This is a genomic window from Collimonas rhizosphaerae, from assembly GCF_038896935.1.
Classification (GTDB): Bacteria; Pseudomonadota; Gammaproteobacteria; order Burkholderiales; family Burkholderiaceae_D; genus Collimonas; species Collimonas rhizosphaerae.
Genome location: NZ_JBANDC010000003.1, coordinates 16,086 through 35,152, shown reverse-complemented (window position 1 = coordinate 35,152; position 19,067 = coordinate 16,086). Strand labels below are relative to the sequence as shown.

The following is a 19,067-nucleotide window of genomic DNA, read 5'->3' as shown; positions in this document are numbered from 1 at the left end:
GCCAGGCCTTCGTGCTTGCTAACGAAGGCCTGGTCTATGGTATATGGTGCCCACGGAGGGACTCGAACCCCCACACCTTGCGGCACATGGACCTGAACCATGCGCGTCTACCAATTCCGCCACGTGGGCTTGAGAGAGCGAGATTATAAGCTAATGCAGGAATAAGTCAACCTAGTCATAACGATATGTAGATATAAATTGCTTGGTTAGGAGAATGTCATAATCCTCCGTTACACTAACCCATGATGAATAACAACCTGTTGAAAATAGCCTTTTGAGCCAATATTCCTACACTATCCCTAGCCGGGAGGAAATTCTCGGCCTTCTGCGCACCTCCGCCGAGCCGCAAAACGCCGCCGCCCTGGCTACCGCGCTTAGCGTCAAACCTGATGAAATGGACGGTTTGACGCGCCGCCTGAATGCCATGGAACGCGACGGCCAGATCAAGCCCGACCGCAGCGGCGTCTACAAGCTGACCAACTCTCCCGGTTTTATCGAAGGCCGCGTCAGCAGCCACCGCGACGGTTACGGCTTCCTGATCTCGGACGAGGGCGGCGACGACGTTTTCCTGCCGGAAAAGGAAATGCAGAAAGTGCTGCATGGCGACCGGGTGCAGGCGCGCATCATCGGCACCGACCGCCGCGGCCGTCCCGAAGGGACGATCGTCGAGGTGGTGGCGCGGGCGAATACCCATGTGATCGGCCGTTTGCTGAATGAAAACGGGGTCTGGGTGATTGCTCCCGAAGACAAGCGCATCGGCCAGGACATCATCCTGGCGGGTTCGCCGGGCAAGGCCAAGGCCGGGCAGGTGGTAAGTGTCCAGCTTACTGAACAGCCTTCGCGTTATACCCAGCCGGTGGGCAAGATTGTCGAAATCCTGGGCGATATCGACGATCCCGGCATGGAGATCGAAATTGCGGTGCGCAAATACGGCGTGCCGCACGAATTTTCCGAAGCCGCCAAGAAACTGGCCGCCAAGCTGCCAGGCGAAGTGCGGGCCGCCGACCTGGGCGACCGCGTCGACCTGCGCGACGTGCCGCTGGTGACGATTGACGGCGAAGACGCACGCGACTTCGATGACGCCGTGTATTGCGAACCGATCAAGATCGGCCGCGCCAACGGCTACCGCCTGATCGTGGCGATCGCCGACGTCAGCCATTACGTCAAGCCTAACGATGCCCTGGATGTCGATGCGCTGGAGCGCAGCACCTCGGTATATTTCCCGCGCCGCGTGATCCCGATGCTGCCGGAGAAACTCTCCAACGGCCTGTGCTCGCTCAACCCCGACGTCGACCGCCTGACCCTGGTATGCGATGCGGTGATCAGCGCCAAGGGCGAGATCAAGGCTTACCAGTTCTATCCTGCGGTCATCCATTCGGCGGCACGCCTGACGTACACCGAAGTGGCGGCCATCCTGGGCAACACCAAGGGTCCGGAAGCCGCCAAGCGGCCCGGCCTGGTGCCGCACCTGCTGCACCTGTATGAAGTGTTCCACGCCTTGCTGCAGGCGCGCCAGGCGCGCGGCGCCATCGATTTCGAAACCACCGAGACTTACATCGTCTGCAACGCCGCCGGCAAGATTGAAAAAATCCTGCCGCGCACCCGCAACGATGCACACAAGGTGATTGAAGAGTGCATGCTGGCGGCCAACGTCTGCGCCGCCGACCTGATGGAACGCCACAAGCATCCGGGACTGTTCCGCATCCATGCTCATCCGACCAAGGAAAAGCTGACCATACTGCGCACCTTCCTCAAGCAGGTCGGCCTGACGCTGGCCGGCGGCGACACGCCGTCTGCTTCCGACTATGCCGCCCTGATGCCGAAGATCAAGGCGCGGCCGGATGCCTTGCTGCTGCAGACCATGTTGCTGCGTTCCATGCAGCAGGCAGTCTACAGCCCGGAAAACATCGGCCACTTCGGTTTGTCGTATGAATCGTATGCGCATTTCACCAGCCCGATCCGGCGCTATCCCGATTTGCTGACCCACCGCACCATCAAGGCGATCCTGCAAGGCAAGCGTTACGAACCCAAGGGTTTCGACACCAGTTCGCTGAACACCATGCTGTCGCCGGCCGGCCGCAAGAAACAGGCGGAAGACAAGGCGGCGGGCAAGAAAAGAAACGAAGGCAGCCTGGCGGTATGGGAAGCGCTTGGCGTCCATTGTTCCGCCAATGAGCGGCGTGCCGATGAAGCGTCGCGCGATGTCGAGGCATGGCTCAAGTGCTATTTCATCCGCGACAAGCTGGGCGAAGAATTCACCGGCGTGATTTCCGGTGTCGCCACTTTCGGCATTTTTGTCCAGCTCGACGCTTTGTACATCGAGGGCCTGGTGCATGTCACCGAACTGGGTGCGGATTATTTCCAGTACGACGAAGCGCGCCACGAATTGCGCGGCGAACGCACCGGCATCCGCTATCAATTGACCGACCGGGTCACGGTACAGGTGAGCCGGGTTGACCTGGATGCACGCAAGATCGACCTGCGCCTGGTCAACGAGCCAGGCATCAAGACCGTGCTCAAGAATGAAGCCCGGCGTGCCGACAGCGAGCAGGGCCGGGGCGCCAAACCCAAGGCCGGCGGCAAGGCTGCGCCGCCGAAAAAGACCGGCAGCCGCGTCACGACTGCGGCCAAGACCACCGCCCCTGGCAAGGCCAAGAAGGCCAAGACCGCCAGCGTCGCAGAAAAAACGCGCGCGCCAAAAGCCTTCACAAAATCGAGCAAGCGTAAAAGATAGATCGATTGATAGATAGATTCTGAGAATATGAAAAGTAAAATGATTTTCGGCTTTCACGCCGTCACCGCGCGTCTGCGTCATGAAGCATCGTCGGTGGAAGAGATTTATGTGGATGCCGGCCGCGTCGACCGCCGCATGCAAGACCTGCTGAATGCCGCCAAGGCAGCCGGCGTGCGTGTGATCCCGGTGGATGATGCGCGCTTGTCGAATATTGTCGGCACTCGCCGCCATCAAGGCGTGGTGGCAAAAGCCGGCGAGCTGTCGCTGGCGCGCAACCTGGATGAACTGCTGGATGCGATCGTCGGTCCGCCGCTGCTGCTGGTGCTGGACGGCATCACCGATCCGCACAACCTGGGCGCTTGCCTGCGGGTAGCCGACGGCGCCGGCGCCCATGCCGTGATTGCACCGAAGGACCGCGCGGTAGGCTTGAATGCGACCGCCGCCAAGGTGGCCAGCGGCGCCGCCGAAACCGTGCCTTACATTACCGTGACCAACCTGGCGCGCACCTTGCGCGAGCTGAAAGAACGTGAAATCTGGCTGATCGGCACCAGCGAAGACGGCGAAAAGGGTTTGTACGAAGCCGATTTTTCCGGGCCGGCAGCGCTGGTCATGGGTTCCGAAGGCGAGGGCATGCGCCGCCTGACGCGCGAAACCTGCGACGTGCTGGTCAACGTGCCGATGTTCGGTTCGGTTGAAAGCCTGAACGTGTCGGTGGCGTCTGGCGTCTGCCTGTACGAAGCCCGCCGCCAGCGCATGGTCAAGGGTTGTTGATCCCAATCTGCCTTATCCATTCTGAATCACGCCGCCGGTCTGTCCTGCGTGGCGGCGATTCGGATGTTCCCAGTCCGGCCTGAAACCGGTTCATCGGTTTCCCCGACTTTCGCAGCAAAAGACGGCAGGCGCAATTTGGAATAACATTACGCCTCCGCATACATCCGACACCCTTATGTTCAGCCGCATTCGTGAAGACATTGCCAACATCATGGCGCGTGATCCCGCCGCACGCACCCAGTGGGAAGTGCTGACTTGCTATCCAGGCCTGCACGCCATCATCCTGCACCGCTGGGCGCATCATTGCTGGCACAACGGCTTCAAATGGCCAGGCCGTTTCATTTCGCAGGTGGCGCGTACTTTTACCGGGATTGAAATCCATCCCGGCGCAACCATAGGCCGGCGGGTATTCATCGACCACGGCTTCGGCGTGGTGATCGGCGAAACTGCTGAAGTCGGCGACGACTGCACGATATACCAGGGCGTCACCCTCGGCGGCACTTCGCTGAACAAGGGCGCCAAGCGCCATCCGACCCTGGCGCGCGGCGCCATCATCGGCGCCGGCGCCAAGGTGCTGGGCGGCTTCACGGTGGGCGAGGGCGCCAAGGTCGGCTCCAACGCGGTGGTGGTCAAGGAAGTGCCGCCGGGAGCGACCGCGGTCGGCAATCCCGCGCGCATCGTCCAGAAAGAAAGCAGCGGCGGCAAGGATGAGGCCGCGGCGCGCATGTTTGCCGCCTACGGCGTTACCCCCAACGGCGACGATCCCTTGTCCAAGGCTTTGCACGGCTTGATCGACAACGCCGCCGCGCAGGAGCATCAGATAGAACGCATCATCGCCTTGCTGAAGAAGTCGGGCATTGCCTGCGAAGGCTTGCCTGAACTAGAGAAATTTGATCCGGACCAGCTCAACAAGCTGGTCGAATAAGGCGGCGCGCCAGGAGGCAGAGTAATGAATCAGGAAGTGAGCGGTATCCCGGCTGGCGACGTACCGATCGTTGAGGGCGCAGCCGATGAATTCCTCGACCAGTTTGAAGTTCGCGTACTGGCGGTCCTGGCCGAGAAAGAGGCGCTGACGCCGGACAACTATCCCTTGTCCCTGAATACCTTGACCAATGGCTGCAACCAGCTGTCGAGCCGGGATCCGGTCATGGCTATCGCCGAATCGACTGTGCTGGATATCTTGCAGCGCCTGATGCAGCGCAAGCTGGTGGTCGAAGTCAACCAGGCCGGCGCCCGGGTTGCCAAGTATGAACACCGGATGCGCGTCAAGTGGCTGTTGGAGCAGGACAAGCTGGCGGTGTTGACGATCTTGATGCTGCGCGGGATCCAGACCGCGGGCGAGTTGCGCAGCCGTAGCGGCAGGCTGCATGAATTCGGTTCGGTGGGAGAGGTCGAAACGGCTTTGCAGTTCCTGGCCGACAAATATCCGCCGCTGGTGGCGCGCCTGGCGAAAGCGCCCGGCACCAAGGAATCGCGCTACGCGCACTTGCTGGCGGGTGAAGCGCTGCTGGAGCAGCAGGCAATAGCGGATGCGATGTCAGGCAGCGCCTCGGTGGTGAAAAGCGCCAGCCAGGACCGGATCGCCCAGCTGGAAGACGAGGTTGCCGGCTTGCGGCGGCAAATGGATGATTTATCGGCGCAGTTTGCCGAATTCAAGCGGCAGTTTGATTAAGCGGTTTGATTAGGCGAGTTCCTGGCCGTCATGGCCAAAACGCCGGATCGCGCCGTCCGCATCGATTGCGATCCAGCCGCCTCGTTGCGCCTTGACGTCGTATTCCCAGTCCGGCAGTACGTAGCGGCTGCGGGCGGTCTCGCCTTCGCCTGAGAGGTGGTGTGCGGGCCTGTGGGTATGGCCGTGGATCAGGGTGTCGGTGGCGGTGCTGTCAAACAGGGCATCGATCGCTGCCTGATTGACGTCCATGATTTCCATCGTTTTGTGGCGCTGTTCTTCCTGGCTTTCCTTGCGTACGCCGGCGATGATCGCCTTGCGCTGCGCCAGCGGCAGAGCGAGGAACTGCGCTTGCCATTGCGGTTGCCGTACTTGCGCGCGAAATTCCATGTAAGCCAGGTCGTCGGTACACTGGGCGTCGCCATGGGCGATCGCCAGGCGCCGGCCGCCCACGGTGATGACGGACGGGTCCGGCAGCATGGTCATGCCGGCCGCTTGCGCGAAGCTGTCGCCCACCAGGAAATCGCGATTGCCTGCAATCCAGAAAACCTGGACGCCGCTATCGCTGACTTGCCGGATTGCTTCGGCAATTCCGCGGTTGTACGGCGTTTCCAGGTCGTCATCGCCAGCCCAGTACTCGAACAAGTCTCCCAGCAGATACAGTTGCGGCGCCCGCTTTGCCTGTTCCTGCAGGAAATCCACGAAGGCTTGGGTGGTGCGCGGGTGCGCTGCCTGCAGGTGCAGGTCTGAGATGAACAGCGCCTGAACGGCGCCTGGCTTGTTTGAGACTGAGGCTGTCATGAGAAGGAGTCTGGATTAAACGACTTCAGCTTTTTCGATGATGACGTCGTCCGCCGGCACATCGGCAAACATGCCGGAGCGGCCGGTCTTGACTTTTTCGATGGCGTCGACGATGTCGGTGCCTTCGACTACTTTGCCGAATACACAATAGCCCCAGCCGTCCTGGCCTGGATAGTCAAGGAAACTGTTGTTCTTGACGTTGATGAAAAACTGCGCGGAGGCCGAGTGCGGCGCCGAAGTGCGGGCCATCGCCAGCGTGTAAGGTTCGTTCTTGAGGCCGTTCTTGGCTTCGTTTTCGATCGTATCCTTGGTTGGCTTCTGTTTCATGCCTGGCTCGAAACCGCCGCCTTGCACCATGAAGCCAGGGATCACGCGGTGGAAAATGGTGCCGTTGTAATGACCGGCATTGACATAGGCCAGGAAATTTTCGACGCTCTTCGGCGCTTTTTCCGCGTCGAGTTCGATCTTGATCTTGCCGTGGTTGGTAGTGAGGAGGACTGCCATGGTGTTTCCTATCAGATGGTTGAAAATGGGAAGGACAAAAACGGGAATTATTTGGTTACTGTAGCCGATTCGATGATGACCGGCGTGGTCGGCACGTCTTGGTAGGCGGTCTTGACCTTCTTGATCTTGTCGACTACGTCGGTGCCCTTGATGACCTGGCCGAATACCGCGTAACCCCAGCCGTCGCGGCCCGGGTAGTTGAGGAATTCATTGTTGTTGGTATTGATGAAGAATTGCGCGCCGGCCGATTGCGGATCCGCGGTGCGCGCCATGGCGATGCTGTAAGGTACGTTCTTGAGGCCGTTCTTGGCTTCGTTTTCTACCTTGTTCGACGCCGGTTTCTCCACCATGTCCTTGGTCATGCCGCCGCCCTGGATCATGAAATTCTCGATGACGCGGTGGAACACGGTGCCGTTATAGTGGCCGCTGTTTACATAGCCCAGGAAATTCTTGACTGTCTTTGGCGCCTTTTCCGGATTGAGTTCGATGACGATGTCGCCCATGTTGGTCTTTAACAAGACATGGGGCTTGTCTGCGGCGCCGGCTAACGACGGGCTGCCCAGGAAACAGGCAGCCGTCAATGCCGAAGTCAACGCCAGGGTGAACGTGCGGCGGGACAGTCTAAGAGATGCTGGCATAAAAAAATCCTTCATGTAAGTGGTACCGCTTTCATGTCTCATGTGGTGTAATTTCGCTTTTCAGTAATGATATACTGCGGCGAAAAGCAACATTTTATCAAACTAAACACTGCAAAAGAGTTTTGGCGATTCAGTTGTACTGATGTCCGCACCGCAAGTGCGCGAATGGGTAAAACGGCGTGCAATATTTCTGTGCTTTAATTCTGTGCCTTATTTCTGTCGGTAGGCAGTAACTTCCCATGAGCGACCTGAAAATATATAACACGCTGGCGCGTGAGAAGCAGCCGTTTTCTCCAATCGAACCAGGCAAGGTCCGCATGTATGTCTGCGGCATGACGGTTTACGACTATTGCCATCTTGGTCATGGACGGGTGATGGTGGTGTTCGACATGGTGCAGCGCTGGCTGCGCCAGTCGGGCCTGGACGTTACCTACGTGCGCAACATCACCGACATCGACGACAAGATCATCAAGCGCGCCGTGGAAAATGGCGAAACCATCTCGCAGCTGACCGGCCGTTTCGTCCAGGCCATGGACGAGGACGCGGCTGCGCTTGGCGTGCAAAAGCCGGACCACGAGCCGCGCGCCACCGCGTTCGTGCCGCAGATGCTGGCCTTGATCGAAAAACTTGAACATAAAGGCCTGGCTTACCAGGGCCGCGACGGCGACGTCAATTATTCGGTGCGTGATTTTGCCGGCTACGGCAAGCTGTCGGGCAAGTCGCTCGACGACCTGCGCGCCGGCGAGCGCGTCGACGTCAACCTCGGCAAGCGCGATCCGCTCGACTTCGTATTGTGGAAAGCGTCGAAGGAAAGCGAGCCGGAAGAAGTCAAATGGAACTCGCGCTGGGGCCAGGGCCGGCCGGGCTGGCATATCGAATGCTCGGCGATGGCCGAGCAATTGCTGGGGCAGCAGTTCGACATCCACGGCGGCGGCCAGGATTTGCAGTTCCCGCACCACGAAAATGAAATCGCCCAATCGGAGGGCGCGCACGGCCACCAGTTCGTCAACTACTGGATGCACAACGGCTTTGTGCGTATCGATGACGAAAAGATGTCGAAGTCTTTGGGAAATTTTTTCACGATCCGCGACGTCCTGAAAAAATACGATGCGGAAGTGGTGCGCTTCTTCATCCTGCGCGCGCACTATCGCAGCCCGCTGAATTACGCCGACAGCAACCTGGACGATGCCAAGCAAGCACTGACCCGCCTGTACACCGCGCTGAAAGAAGTGGCGGCCGACGCCTTGCCGCTGGACTGGAGCGAGGCCCATGCGGTGCGCGTGGCGCAAGCCATGGACGACGATTTTAATACGCCCATGGCGATCTCCGCCTTGTTCGACCTGGCCAACGAGGTCAACAAGAACCGCTCGCAAACAGCGGCTCGCCAGCTGAAAGGCCTGGCCGGCGTGCTGGGTTTCTTGCAGCGTGCTCCTGAAGATTTTTTGAAAGGCCGCGCACTCGCCGGCAATGAAGTTGTCGGAAATGGCATTGCGCTGGCCGCTTTGTCAGAGCAAGATATCCTACTCAAAATTCAAGCTCGTCAAGAGGCAAAAATGGCCAAGGATTTTTCGACAGCAGACCTGATTCGCAAGGAACTGCTGGCCGAAGGCATCTTGCTGGAAGATAAGCCCGGCGGTCAAACCGAATGGCGAAGGGCGTAACGTAAACATATGCGTATGGAAAAAGCGACAGCGGTCGACTCCAGGCTTTTCGTGCCTTCGTATTGGGAAGACGCCAAGACCGAGCTGATGAAGCGTGACCGTATCATGCGTAAGCTGATTCCGCAGTTCGGCGACCTGCACCTGGTTGGCCGCGGCGAGGCGTTCACCACGCTGGCGCGTTCGGTGGTGGGCCAGCAGATATCGGTCAAGGCAGCGGAATCTGTATGGCAGAAATTTCTGTTAGTCTGTCCGAAGACGACCCCGGCCCAAGTGTTGAAAGCCGGCCCCGAGCAACTTGCCGCTTGCGGCCTGTCTAAGCGTAAAGCCGACTATATTCTTGACCTGGCCGACCATTTCAAGGCAAAACGGGTCAATGCCGAGCAGTGGATGGAGATGGAAGACGAGGATGTCATCGCCGACCTGACCCAGATCCGCGGCATCGGGCGCTGGACAGCGGAGATGTTTTTGATATTTAATTTGCTCCGGCCTAATATTTTGCCTTTGGATGATTTAGGATTGCTTAAGGGCATTAGTGTCAATTATTTTTCAGGAGAGCCGGTTTCGCGCAGCGATGCGCGCGAAGTGTCGGCCAATTGGGAGCCATGGCGCACCGTGGCGACCTGGTATCTATGGCGTAGCCTGGATGCGATGTCTGCAGAATATCAAGTCATTGCCGAGTGATGATTTATCAATAATTTGTTCGGTAATGATGGTTTAATCAAGGGAATAATATGAGTAAAACAACATTCCTCGGCTTCGAACAACCGATCGCCGAGTTAGATGCCAAGATCGAAGAGCTGCGTTTCGTCCAGGACGATTCGGCGGTGGACATTTCGGAAGAAATCGACCGCTTGTCGAAAAAAAGCCAGCAATTGACCAAGGACATCTACGCAAAGTTGACGCCTTGGCAGGTTTCGCAGATTTCACGGCATCCGCAGCGTCCTTACACCATGGACTATGTGAATGAAATATTCACCGATTTCCACGAGCTGCATGGCGACCGCACCTATGCCGACGACCAGTCGATAGTCGGCGGCCTGGCGCGCTTCAACGGCCAGGCTTGCATGGTGATCGGCCATCAGAAAGGGCGCGACACCAAAGAGCGCGCCTTGCGCAATTTCGGCATGCCCAAGCCGGAAGGTTATCGCAAAGCCTTGCGCCTGATGAAAGTCGCGGAAAAGTTCGGCTTGCCGATTTTCACCTTTGTCGATACGCCTGGCGCCTTTCCCGGCATCGACGCCGAAGAGCGCGGGCAGTCGGAAGCCATCGGCCACAACCTGTACGCGATGGCTGAGCTGAAAGTGCCGCTGATCGCCACCATCATCGGCGAAGGCGGCTCTGGCGGCGCCTTGGCGATTGCCGTCGGCGATGCCGTCCTGATGCTGCAGTACGCGACGTATTCGGTGATTTCGCCTGAAGGTTGCGCCTCCATCCTGTGGAAAACCGCCGAACGCGCCGCCGATGCCGCCGATGCCCTCGGCCTGACCGCGCATCGCCTGAAAGCCGTCGGCCTGATCGACAAGATCGTCAGCGAACCGTTGGGCGGCGCCCATCGCGATCCGAAACAGATGGCTTCCTTGCTCAAGCGCGCGCTGGCCGATACGCTGCGCCAGTTCCAGGGCGTCAAGACCAAGGACCTGCTGAACGCACGCCATGAAAAACTGATGAGTTACGGTAAATTCAAGGAAGTGCTGGCTGCAGAATAGGCGTGTCGAATTCATCTACTACAAGTATCAGTGCGTACTTAGAAAACACGTTGGCGGGAATCGCGCAAGCGTTCCCCGCAACTGTCTCGCAGCAGCCGGTGCGGCTGGCTGTGGCCTATAGCGGCGGACTGGATTCCAGCGTCCTGCTGCATGCGGCGGCACAGTACGCCGCCGCGCACGGCGTCAAGCTGTTCGCTTTCCATATCCATCACGGCATCAGTCCCAACGCAGACCAGTGGCAAGCCCATTGTGCCGCGGCCTGCGCTGCGCTCGATGTGGCGTTCGATACGCGCCGCATCGAATTGCGCCATAGCGACAAGAGCGGCGTGGAAGAGGCGGCGCGCATCAGCCGTTATGCGGCGCTGGGCGATCTGTGCCGCCAGCACCAGGTTCCTTTGCTGTTGACCGGGCATCACCTGGACGACCAGGCCGAAACCGTGCTGCTGCAACTGCTGCGCGGCTCCGGCGCCGCAGGCCTGTCCGGCATGGATCGCTGGAACACGGCGCCGACCTTGCTTGGCGACGATCAATTGCTGATGGCGCGGCCGCTGCTCAAAGTGTCGCGGGCGGCGCTGGAGCAATATGCAGCGGCGCAGCAGCTGACGTATATCGAAGACGAATCCAACCACGATCCGCGTTATGCCCGCAACGCATTGCGCCAGCAGGTGATGCCGGTGCTGGCCCAATATTTCCCTGGATTCCAGGAGCGTTTCTCGCGCAGTGCGGGGCACATGCAGACTACGCAACGGCTGCTGATCGACCTGGCGGCGCAAGACATGGCGCTCTGCGCCGACGGCGCCTGCCTCGATCTGCAGCAGGTGCGCCAGCTGAGCGGCGAGCGCATCGACAACCTGTTGCGCTACTGGTTCGGCTTGCATCATCTGCGCATGCCTTCCAGCGCCTGGCTGAGCGAAATGCGCCAGCAGCTGCTGGAAGCAAAAGCCGATGCGCAATTATGCGTAACGCATCCCGATTGCCATATCCGCCGTCACCGTAACCGGGTGTTCCTGACGCCGCGCGACGATGCCGACCGTTCCGAGATCGAGCCGCAAGCGTTTCGCTGGAACGGCGAGGCCGAGATGCACTTTCCGCAATTCGGCGGCGTATTGCATTTCGACCAGGCAGAGCAGGGCATCGCCGCCGACTGGCTGCGCGCGCAACCGTTGCAGATTCAATATCGTTCTGGCGGCGAGCGCCTCAAGCTGGCGCTGAACCGCCCCACCAAGAGCGTGAAATATCACTACCAGGCCTTCGATGTGCCGCCCTGGGAGCGCGAGCGGCTGCCTCTGGTGAGCAGCGGCAAGCAAATCCTGTTTGCCGCCGGCATCGGCATGGATTGCCTGCAGCTGGCGACCGGGCCCGGTCCGCATATTTGCCTGCGCTGGCAGGCTGATGAATTGTCGTTCTGGCAAGATATCTGATTTAAGGCATAGGCGTTATCGCGCTTTTCGGCTGGTAATCCACTTGTCATAATGGGGCGTTGCAGGTACAGTAAAGGGTTGATTTTTCTTTTATTGCACTACGCCTGCTTCTAGCACCCACCTACACTCCCTATGGCTTTAATCGTCCACAAATACGGCGGCACTTCGATGGGCTCGCCCGAGCGCATCAAGAATGTCGCCAAGCGCGTCGCCAAATGGCATGACGCCGGCCACCAAATCGTCGTGGTGCCTTCCGCGATGTCCGGTGAAACCAACCGCCTGCTGGGCTTGGCAAAAGAAATTACCGCCCAGCCGGATCCGCGCGAACTCGACATGCTGGCATCCACCGGCGAGCAGGCTTCGGTGGCCTTGCTGGCCATGGCCCTGCAAGCGATAGGCAAGCAGGCGGTGTCCTACGCCGGCTGGCAAGTTGCCATTAAAACCGATTCCGCCCATACCAAGGCGCGCATCCGTTCGATCGACGACACCAAGGTGCGGCAAGACCTGGATGCCGGCAAGGTAGTGATCATCACCGGTTTCCAGGGCATCGACGAACTCGGCAACATCACGACCCTGGGCCGCGGCGGTTCCGATACGTCGGCGGTGGCCGTGGCCGCCGCGCTGCAAGCCGCGGAATGCCTGATCTACACCGACGTCGACGGCGTCTACACCACCGACCCGCGCGTGGTGTCGGATGCACGCCGCCTGAAGACCGTGACCTTTGAAGAAATGCTGGAGATGGCATCGCTGGGCTCGAAAGTGCTGCAGATTCGTTCAGTCGAATTTGCCGGCAACTACAAGATGCCGACGCGCGTGCTGTCGTCGCTGACCGACCCCTTAATGCCATTGGAAGAAGAAGCAATTTCCGGCACCCTGATTTCGTTTGAGGAAGACACCAAGATGGAACAAGCCACCATTACCGGCATCGCGTTCAACCGCGACGAGACCAAGATTACCGTGCTCGGCGTGCCTGACCGTCCAGGCATCGCCTACCAGATCCTCGGCGCGGTCGCCGATGCCAATATCGAAGTCGACATGATCATCCAGAATCAGTCGGTCGACGGCAAAACCGACTTCACCTTCACCGTCCCGCGCGGCGAATACACCAAGGCGATGGCTGTCTTGAACGAGAAGGTCAAGACGCACATCGGCGCCGCCAACATCACTGGCGACGCCAAGGTGTCCAAGGTGTCGGTGGTTGGCGTCGGCATGCGTAGCCATGTCGGCATCGCTTCGCAAATGTTCCGCACCTTGTCGGAAGAGGGCATCAATATCCAGATGATTTCAACCTCCGAGATCAAGATTTCGGTGCTGATCGACGAAAAATACATGGAACTGGCGGTGCGCGCCCTGCACAAGGCTTTTGGGCTGGAAAGCGCTTAATCGCACCGGATCGCGAAAAAAATCACGAAAAAAGCGGTTAATTTGATGTGGCGTTATTGACCAATGCCCCATGAAAAGTTATTATTCGTGTCCTTAACGCGGCGTTGTTAAAAGCCGTTTTGAGTTTGGAGGCGTGGCCGAGTGGTCGAAGGCACTTCCCTGCTAAGGAAGCATATGGGCTTAAACCTGTATCGTGGGTTCGACTCCCACCGCCTCCTCCAAGAACATGTTCCGAGTCATTCGGAACGTACAAGAAACCGCTTCTAGCCTTGTGCTGGTGCGGTTTTTTTGTTTTTGCAGCCGGTTCTTTACCGGTTATTGCTTGCTGGAGCGAACCTTGCTTTGTAAACTGGCTCTTAACAACTGTTAAAGTAGTCGGCGGCCGGCCTCGAGGGAACGGCCGCATAATAAAGGTTCCATGGCACGTCATCCATCTCCGTCACAAACAGATATTCCGGCGCCTGGCGCCATTCCAGCCGTCCAGGCGGGGGGCGTAAGCTGGCGTCCCTGGCTGACCGTGCTGGTGGTGCTGGTCCTGGGGGCGCTGGTCTTCAAATCCTTGCACGCGCTGCTTGCCGATGTGCACTACCGCAGCATCGTGCATGCGGTCAAGCATACGCCGCTCAACAATCTTTTATTGGCAGTGCTGGCGACCGCCGTCAGTTACCTGTCGCTGGCCGGCTACGATGTGTCGAGCTTGCGTTACGTCGGCGCCAAGGTCAAAGGGACCACCATCGGCCTGACCTCGTTTATCGCCTACGCACTCGGCAATACCGTCGGGCTCGGCGTGCTGACCGGCGGCACGGTGCGCATGCGCTTGTACACGGCCAGCGGCGTCGAGGCATCCCAGGTGGCGCAAGCGATTGCCTTCAATGCCGGCGCATTCGGCCTTGGCATGACCACCTTCGGCGCTATCGGCTTGCTGTGGGGAGCGACGCAGGTGCAGGAGCTGGCGCATATCCCGAGCTGGCTGCTGCGCGCGCTAGCTTGCCTGGTGCTGCTTGGCGTCGCCGCTTTTATCCTGCTGTGCCGCATGCGCCGCGACGTGCTGCTGTTCGGGCGCTGGAACCTGCGTTTGCCGGAATCCGGCCTGGCGTTGCGCCAGCTGCTGATCTCTGCCGTCGATCTGAGCGCGGCAGCAGCTACCTTGTGGTTCCTGCTGCCGAGCGGCGTGATCGATTTGCCGACCTTCGTCGCGTTTTATGCGATTGCGATGGCGCTTGGCGTCATCAGCCATGTGCCTGGCGGCGTCGGCGTATTCGAAGCGGTGATCCTGCTGGCTTGCGCCAACCACGCGCCCACCAGCAAGATCGCGGCGGCCCTGGTCTTGTACCGGGCCATCTATTTCCTGTTGCCGCTGCTGCTGGCGACGATCCTGCTGGCGGCATTCGAGATGCGCGCCGGCGTTGCCGCACCGGTGGCGCGCGCGGCGGTGAAATTGTCGCCATGGCTGCTGACGGCGTTGACCCTGGTGACCGGCACCATGCTGCTGGTGTCGGGTGTAACGCCGGCCACCCGCCACGCTGAAGAACTGCTGCGGCTGCATGTGCCCCTGTTCGTGGTGGAAGCATCGCACCTGATCGGCAGCGTCGCCGGGCTGGCGATGCTGTTCCTGGCGCGCGGCCTGCTGCACCGGCTCGACGCCGCGTGGTGGGCGTCGCTGGTGCTGACCGTGATCGCCGGCATCCTGGCGCTGCCCAAGGGCATCGCCATTTCCGAATTCATCGTATTGTTCCTGCTGGCCTCGCTGCTGGTGATTTCGCGCAAGCAGTTTGACCGGCGCTCGTCCTTGTTTTCGCAAACCTTCGAGCCTGGCTGGCTGATCGCGGTTGCCTGCGTGCTCGCCGCCTGCGGCTGGATACTGCTGTTCGCTTACCGCGACATCGACATTGCCGACCGCATGTGGTGGCAATTTGCATTTGACGACTACGCGCCGCGTTCGATGCGGACCTTGATGGTTGTCGCCATCATGGCGTTGGGCCTGGGCCTGTGGCAATTGTTCCGGCGTTCTGCCGGCGTCGCCGAACGTCCCGCCGAAGAGGAGTTGCAGCGCGCCGCCGAGATCGTGCGCAAGCAGCCCGCGGCGGATGCATGCCTGGCTTTCATGGGCGACAAGAGCCTGCTGTTTTCCGCCTCCGGCAACAGCTTCATCATGTTCGCCAAGCACAACCGCTCGTGGGTCGCGTTATCCGACCCGGTTGGCGACCAGCGCGAATGGTCGGAGCTGATCTGGCGTTTTATCGAGCTGGTTGACGGTCATGGCGGCCGGGTCGCGTTCTACAAGGTGCGCCCGCAATCGCTGCCGCTCTATCTCGACGCCGGCCTGCGCGTGTACAAGCTGGGCGAAGAGGCTTATGTGCCGCTCGATCAGTTCAGCCTGCAAGGGCCGCGCCGCGCCAATCTGCGGCATGGCGTCAATCGCGCCGAGCGCGAGGGCCTGAGTTTCTCGATACTGGCGGTGGAACAGGTGCCGCCATTGATGGATCAGCTCAAGGCAGTCTCGGACGCGTGGCTGTCCGACCAGGACACGCGCGAGAAGGGTTTTTCGCTGGGAAGTTTCGACCAGGCTTACATTGCGCGGCAGCCGGTTGCGGTAATCCGGCGCGAGCAAAAAGTCATCGCTTTCGCCAGCCTGATGTGTCCGGACGTCTTGCGGATCGAAGTCGCCGTCGACCTGATGCGGCAATTGCCGGATGCGCCGCCCGGCACCATGGAATTCCTGTTCTCGCAGCTGATGCTGCATTTCAAGGAACAGGGCTACCAGCGCTTCGGGCTGGGCATGGCGCCGATGTCAGGCATGAAAGACCATCAGCTGGCTTCACGCTGGCAGCGCTTCGGCCGCATGTTGTTCATGCACGGCGGACGTTTCTACAATTTCCGCGGCCTGCGCAATTTCAAAGACAAGTTCGACCCGGTGTGGGAAGCACGCTACCTGGTGAGCAAGGGCGGGCTGGCGCCGTTGTTCGCCTTTACCGATACGGCCGCGCTGATCAGCGGCGGCATCAAGGGAGCCATCAGTAAATGAAGCAGAGAATGATTTGCCTGGCGCTGTGCGCGACGGCTTGCATCGGCAGCAGCGCGAGAGCCGACGATGCGCATCGCAGCGTAAGCCATGGCCGTTTCAAGAGTGTTGAAATCTACCAGCCGGCGGGACCGGTGAATGGTGTCGTCCTGCTGTTGTCTGGCGACGCCGGCTGGAACCAGGGCGCAGCCGAGAAGGCGCGTGCGCTGGCCGAGCAAGGTGCTTTGGTAGCAGGAATCAGCACGCCGCAATTATTCGCCAGCCTGAATGCCGACGGCGGCGACTGCGCGTTTCCGGACGGCGACCTGGAAAACCTGAGCCGCTTCGTGCAGGCTTATGAAAAAGTGCCGGGATATTATCCGCCGTTGCTGGTGGGAGAAGGTTCCGGCGCCAGCTTTGCCTATGCAATGCTGGCGCAGGCGCCTGCCGGCACTTTCGGCGGCGCCATCTCGCTCGGCTTTTGTCCTGCCCTGAGTTTGCGCAAGCCGCTGTGCAAAGGCGAGGGCGTGCGTTTCAAGGCTCGCGCAAAAGGCCAGGGCGTAGACCTGCTGCCGGTTTCCCGGTTGCCTGCCGCATGGCGGGTTTTACCGGACGCGCAACTGCCCGGTGCGGCACGTTGCGAAGCCGGCGTTACCCGCGCATTTGTCGCCAGTGTCGGCGGCGCCGAGCTGATCCAGGCAGCAGGCCAGGATGGACTGGCGCAGCTGAAGTCGGCATATTCCAGCCTGAATGCAAAACAGGCGGTGGCGGTGCAGGCGCCGCCTGCCGCAGTGTCCGATTTGCCGGTGGTGGAGGTGGCTGCGCTGGCGCCGCCTGGACACAACCAGGATGCCGGCACCATGGTGATCCTGATCAGCGGCGACGGCGGCTGGGCCGGCATTGACCGCGACGTGGCAAACGCATTGTCGAAGCGTGGCGTGCCGGTGGTCGGCATCGATTCGCTGCGCTATTTCTGGAGCGCCCGCACGCCGGCATCGACCGCAAAAGACGTTGAGCGCCTGATGCAGTTCTACATGGCGCGCTGGAAAAAAGACAAGGTCGTGCTGATCGGCTATTCGCAAGGCGCCGACGTCTTGCCTTTTGTCGGCAACCGCCTGTCGGGCAAGGCGCTGGCGTCGGTGCCGCTGGTTGCAATGATGGGCTTGGGGAAAAAAGCCGATTTCCAGTTCCATCTGACCAATTGGGTCAGCTCCAGCAATGACGGTTTACCCATCCCGCCCGAAGTCGCGAAGCTGCCGGCCGGGCTGGCGATGTGCATCTACGGCAGCGAGGAGACCGATTCGGCCTGCCCGAGCCTGGACGCCAGCCGCGTCAAATTGCTCAAGCTGAGCGGCGGCCACCATTTCGACGGCAACTACGAACGCCTGGCCGGCCTGATTCTTGACGCCGCGCGCAAGTAGCGCTGCGGGTAGCCGCCATATCCGATTGATGAATATCTGGTATCACGACAATCAAGCAGACTGCCATGCTGCAGTGCGATATAGTGTTCCTGTCTCCTCCAACACCTCTCAAGGTTTGGATTCAGCCCGCAACGGAAGTTAGCGGGCTTTTTTTTGTCCAAAAATCATCTGCTGCAAAGCAGCGACGGCCGGCCGATACCCAAACACGTATCTGAAACAGAAAATAATTCATTTGAAACCGCCTGGTTTCCGTCCTAGGATGGTCGCGCCTTTCGAACGTTTTATCTATCTAAAAACATAAAAACGGAGACAGCATGAAAATGACACGCAGAACAGTATTGGGTGCGGCGCTTTGCCTCGGCCTGGGATTTGGAGTCGCCGCCAGCGCCTATGCAGAAAAACCGCTGGTGCTGGGTTTTTCCCAGGTTGGCGCCGAAAGCGAATGGCGCACCGCGAACACCGCGTCGATCAAGGATGCGGCGAAACAGGCCGGCGTGACGCTCAAGTTCGCCGATGCCCAGCAAAAGCAGGAAAACCAGGTGAAGGCGATTCGTTCCTTCATCGCGCAAAAGGTCGATGTCATTGCATTTTCCCCGGTGGTCGAGTCGGGCTGGGACACTGTCTTGCGTGAAGCGAAAGCCGCCAAGATCCCGGTCATCCTGACTGACCGCGCAGTCGACGCCAGCGACAAATCCCTGTATGTCACTTTCATCGGCTCGGATTTTGTTGAAGAGGGCCGCCGCGCCGGACGCTGGCTGCTGGAACGGGCCAAGACCATGCCCGCCGGCGACATCAACATCGTTGAATTGCAGGGGACAGTCGGTTCCGCTCCCGCCATTGACCGCAAGGCAGGTTTTGCAGAAACCATCGCCGCCAACCCGAAACTGAAAATCATCCGCTCGCAAACCGGCGACTTTACCCGCGCCAAGGGCAAGGAAGTGATGGAAGCCTTCCTCAAAACCGACGGCAAGAAAATCAATGTCCTGTACGCGCATAACGACGACATGGCGATCGGCGCCATACAGGCCATCGAAGAAGCTGGCCTGAAACCGGGCAAGGATATATTGGTGATCTCGGTCGATGGCGTCAAGGGCGCGTTTGAAGCGATGATGGCAGGCAAGCTCAACGTGACGGTCGAATGCAGCCCTCTGCTTGGACCGCAGCTCATGAAGGTCGCAAAACAGGTGCTTGCCGGCGAGACCGTTCCTAAGCGCATTACGACCGAGGAGAGCGTGTTTCCGGCCGAAGTGGCAGCCAAGGAATTCCCGAACCGCAAGTACTAAGGTTTTCTACGAAAGGCGGCGGGCGGATCGCTCGCCGCATCGGGCATGCCTGGCCGGTCGGCATGGCTTCGCAT

At 59.8% G+C, this 19,067-nt stretch carries 15 protein-coding genes and 2 tRNA genes; 13 read left to right on the top strand and 4 right to left on the bottom strand.

What is annotated here, in order from left to right:
* Window positions 1-44: 44 nt before the first annotated feature.
* A tRNA-Leu gene (locus tag V8G57_RS04680) sits at window positions 45-129 on the bottom strand.
* A 145-nt stretch (window positions 130-274) separates the two neighbouring features.
* Between V8G57_RS04680 and rnr the strand changes: the two genes are divergently transcribed.
* The 4 genes from rnr (at window position 275) to V8G57_RS04660 (ending at window position 5,177) form a co-directional block, all read left to right on the top strand.
* Entirely contained in the window at window positions 275-2,734 is a 2,460-nt protein-coding gene (rnr, locus tag V8G57_RS04675) for a ribonuclease R (protein ID WP_342828385.1), read from the top strand.
* 27 nt (window positions 2,735-2,761) lie between these two features.
* On the top strand, window positions 2,762-3,505 hold the full coding sequence (gene rlmB / locus V8G57_RS04670; RefSeq protein ID WP_092393686.1) for a 23S rRNA (guanosine(2251)-2'-O)-methyltransferase RlmB: 744 nt from the start codon (window positions 2,762-2,764) through the stop codon (window positions 3,503-3,505).
* Between the two features lie 175 nt (window positions 3,506-3,680).
* Window positions 3,681-4,430 (top strand): serine O-acetyltransferase, encoded by a 750-nt coding sequence (gene cysE, locus V8G57_RS04665; RefSeq protein WP_092393683.1) that lies wholly within the window; start codon window positions 3,681-3,683, stop codon window positions 4,428-4,430.
* A 24-nt stretch (window positions 4,431-4,454) separates the two neighbouring features.
* Complete coding sequence (locus tag V8G57_RS04660) at window positions 4,455-5,177, top strand: YceH family protein (protein WP_342828384.1); 723 nt, start codon at window positions 4,455-4,457, stop codon at window positions 5,175-5,177.
* A 9-nt stretch (window positions 5,178-5,186) separates the two neighbouring features.
* Here the strand turns inward: V8G57_RS04660 and V8G57_RS04655 are convergent, their stop codons facing one another.
* From V8G57_RS04655 to V8G57_RS04645, 3 genes are read right to left on the bottom strand one after another with little or no spacing between them, the layout of a single operon-like run.
* The gene (locus V8G57_RS04655; RefSeq protein ID WP_342828383.1) at window positions 5,187-5,975 is read right to left on the bottom strand and encodes a UDP-2,3-diacylglucosamine diphosphatase; all 789 of its coding nucleotides are present in this window, start codon (window positions 5,973-5,975) and stop codon (window positions 5,187-5,189) included.
* Between the two features lie 15 nt (window positions 5,976-5,990).
* The gene (locus V8G57_RS04650; RefSeq protein WP_342828381.1) at window positions 5,991-6,479 is read right to left on the bottom strand and encodes a peptidylprolyl isomerase; all 489 of its coding nucleotides are present in this window, start codon (window positions 6,477-6,479) and stop codon (window positions 5,991-5,993) included.
* Window positions 6,480-6,526: 47 nt separating this feature from the next.
* Complete coding sequence (locus V8G57_RS04645) at window positions 6,527-7,117, bottom strand: peptidylprolyl isomerase (RefSeq protein WP_342828379.1); 591 nt, start codon at window positions 7,115-7,117, stop codon at window positions 6,527-6,529.
* Between the two features lie 239 nt (window positions 7,118-7,356).
* On the opposite strand from V8G57_RS04645, the gene cysS reads away from it, so the two are divergent.
* From cysS to V8G57_RS04600, 9 genes are all read left to right on the top strand, one after another.
* On the top strand, window positions 7,357-8,778 hold the full coding sequence (gene cysS, locus V8G57_RS04640) for a cysteine--tRNA ligase (RefSeq protein WP_342828377.1): 1,422 nt from the start codon (window positions 7,357-7,359) through the stop codon (window positions 8,776-8,778).
* A gap of 15 nt (window positions 8,779-8,793) precedes the next feature.
* Window positions 8,794-9,459, top strand: coding sequence for a DNA-3-methyladenine glycosylase family protein (locus V8G57_RS04635; protein ID WP_342828376.1), 666 nt, complete (start codon window positions 8,794-8,796; stop codon window positions 9,457-9,459).
* Between the two features lie 50 nt (window positions 9,460-9,509).
* The gene (locus V8G57_RS04630; RefSeq protein WP_014006318.1) at window positions 9,510-10,484 is read left to right on the top strand and encodes an acetyl-CoA carboxylase carboxyltransferase subunit alpha; all 975 of its coding nucleotides are present in this window, start codon (window positions 9,510-9,512) and stop codon (window positions 10,482-10,484) included.
* Between the two features lie 50 nt (window positions 10,485-10,534).
* Window positions 10,535-11,905, top strand: coding sequence for a tRNA lysidine(34) synthetase TilS (tilS, locus tag V8G57_RS04625; RefSeq protein ID WP_342828375.1), 1,371 nt, complete (start codon window positions 10,535-10,537; stop codon window positions 11,903-11,905).
* 132 nt (window positions 11,906-12,037) lie between these two features.
* On the top strand, window positions 12,038-13,288 hold the full coding sequence (locus tag V8G57_RS04620; RefSeq protein ID WP_092393662.1) for an aspartate kinase: 1,251 nt from the start codon (window positions 12,038-12,040) through the stop codon (window positions 13,286-13,288).
* A gap of 127 nt (window positions 13,289-13,415) precedes the next feature.
* Window positions 13,416-13,509 (top strand) — tRNA-Ser (locus tag V8G57_RS04615).
* Window positions 13,510-13,706: 197 nt separating this feature from the next.
* On the top strand, window positions 13,707-16,313 hold the full coding sequence (mprF, locus tag V8G57_RS04610) for a bifunctional lysylphosphatidylglycerol flippase/synthetase MprF (protein ID WP_342828373.1): 2,607 nt from the start codon (window positions 13,707-13,709) through the stop codon (window positions 16,311-16,313).
* Complete coding sequence (locus V8G57_RS04605) at window positions 16,310-17,710, top strand: virulence factor family protein (protein ID WP_342828372.1); 1,401 nt, start codon at window positions 16,310-16,312, stop codon at window positions 17,708-17,710. Before mprF ends, V8G57_RS04605 begins: the two co-directional genes overlap by 4 nt.
* Window positions 17,711-18,024: 314 nt before the next feature.
* Entirely contained in the window at window positions 18,025-18,993 is a 969-nt protein-coding gene (locus V8G57_RS04600) for an ABC transporter substrate-binding protein (protein ID WP_092393656.1), read from the top strand.
* The last annotated feature ends 74 nt before the right edge of the window (window positions 18,994-19,067 follow it).

Coding starts and splice junctions, on each gene's coding strand:
- rlmB (WP_092393686.1), top strand. CDS start 2,762: ATGAAAAGTAAAATGATTTTCGGCTTTCACGCCGTCACCGCGCGTCTG.
- cysE (WP_092393683.1), top strand. CDS start 3,681: ATGTTCAGCCGCATTCGTGAAGACATTGCCAACATCATGGCGCGTGAT.
- V8G57_RS04660 (WP_342828384.1), top strand. CDS start 4,455: ATGAATCAGGAAGTGAGCGGTATCCCGGCTGGCGACGTACCGATCGTT.
- V8G57_RS04655 (WP_342828383.1), bottom strand. CDS start 5,975: ATGACAGCCTCAGTCTCAAACAAGCCAGGCGCCGTTCAGGCGCTGTTC.
- V8G57_RS04650 (WP_342828381.1), bottom strand. CDS start 6,479: ATGGCAGTCCTCCTCACTACCAACCACGGCAAGATCAAGATCGAACTC.
- V8G57_RS04645 (WP_342828379.1), bottom strand. CDS start 7,117: ATGCCAGCATCTCTTAGACTGTCCCGCCGCACGTTCACCCTGGCGTTG.
- cysS (WP_342828377.1), top strand. CDS start 7,357: ATGAGCGACCTGAAAATATATAACACGCTGGCGCGTGAGAAGCAGCCG.
- V8G57_RS04635 (WP_342828376.1), top strand. CDS start 8,794: ATGGAAAAAGCGACAGCGGTCGACTCCAGGCTTTTCGTGCCTTCGTAT.
- V8G57_RS04630 (WP_014006318.1), top strand. CDS start 9,510: ATGAGTAAAACAACATTCCTCGGCTTCGAACAACCGATCGCCGAGTTA.
- V8G57_RS04620 (WP_092393662.1), top strand. CDS start 12,038: ATGGCTTTAATCGTCCACAAATACGGCGGCACTTCGATGGGCTCGCCC.
- mprF (WP_342828373.1), top strand. CDS start 13,707: ATGGCACGTCATCCATCTCCGTCACAAACAGATATTCCGGCGCCTGGC.
- V8G57_RS04605 (WP_342828372.1), top strand. CDS start 16,310: ATGAAGCAGAGAATGATTTGCCTGGCGCTGTGCGCGACGGCTTGCATC.
- V8G57_RS04600 (WP_092393656.1), top strand. CDS start 18,025: ATGAAAATGACACGCAGAACAGTATTGGGTGCGGCGCTTTGCCTCGGC.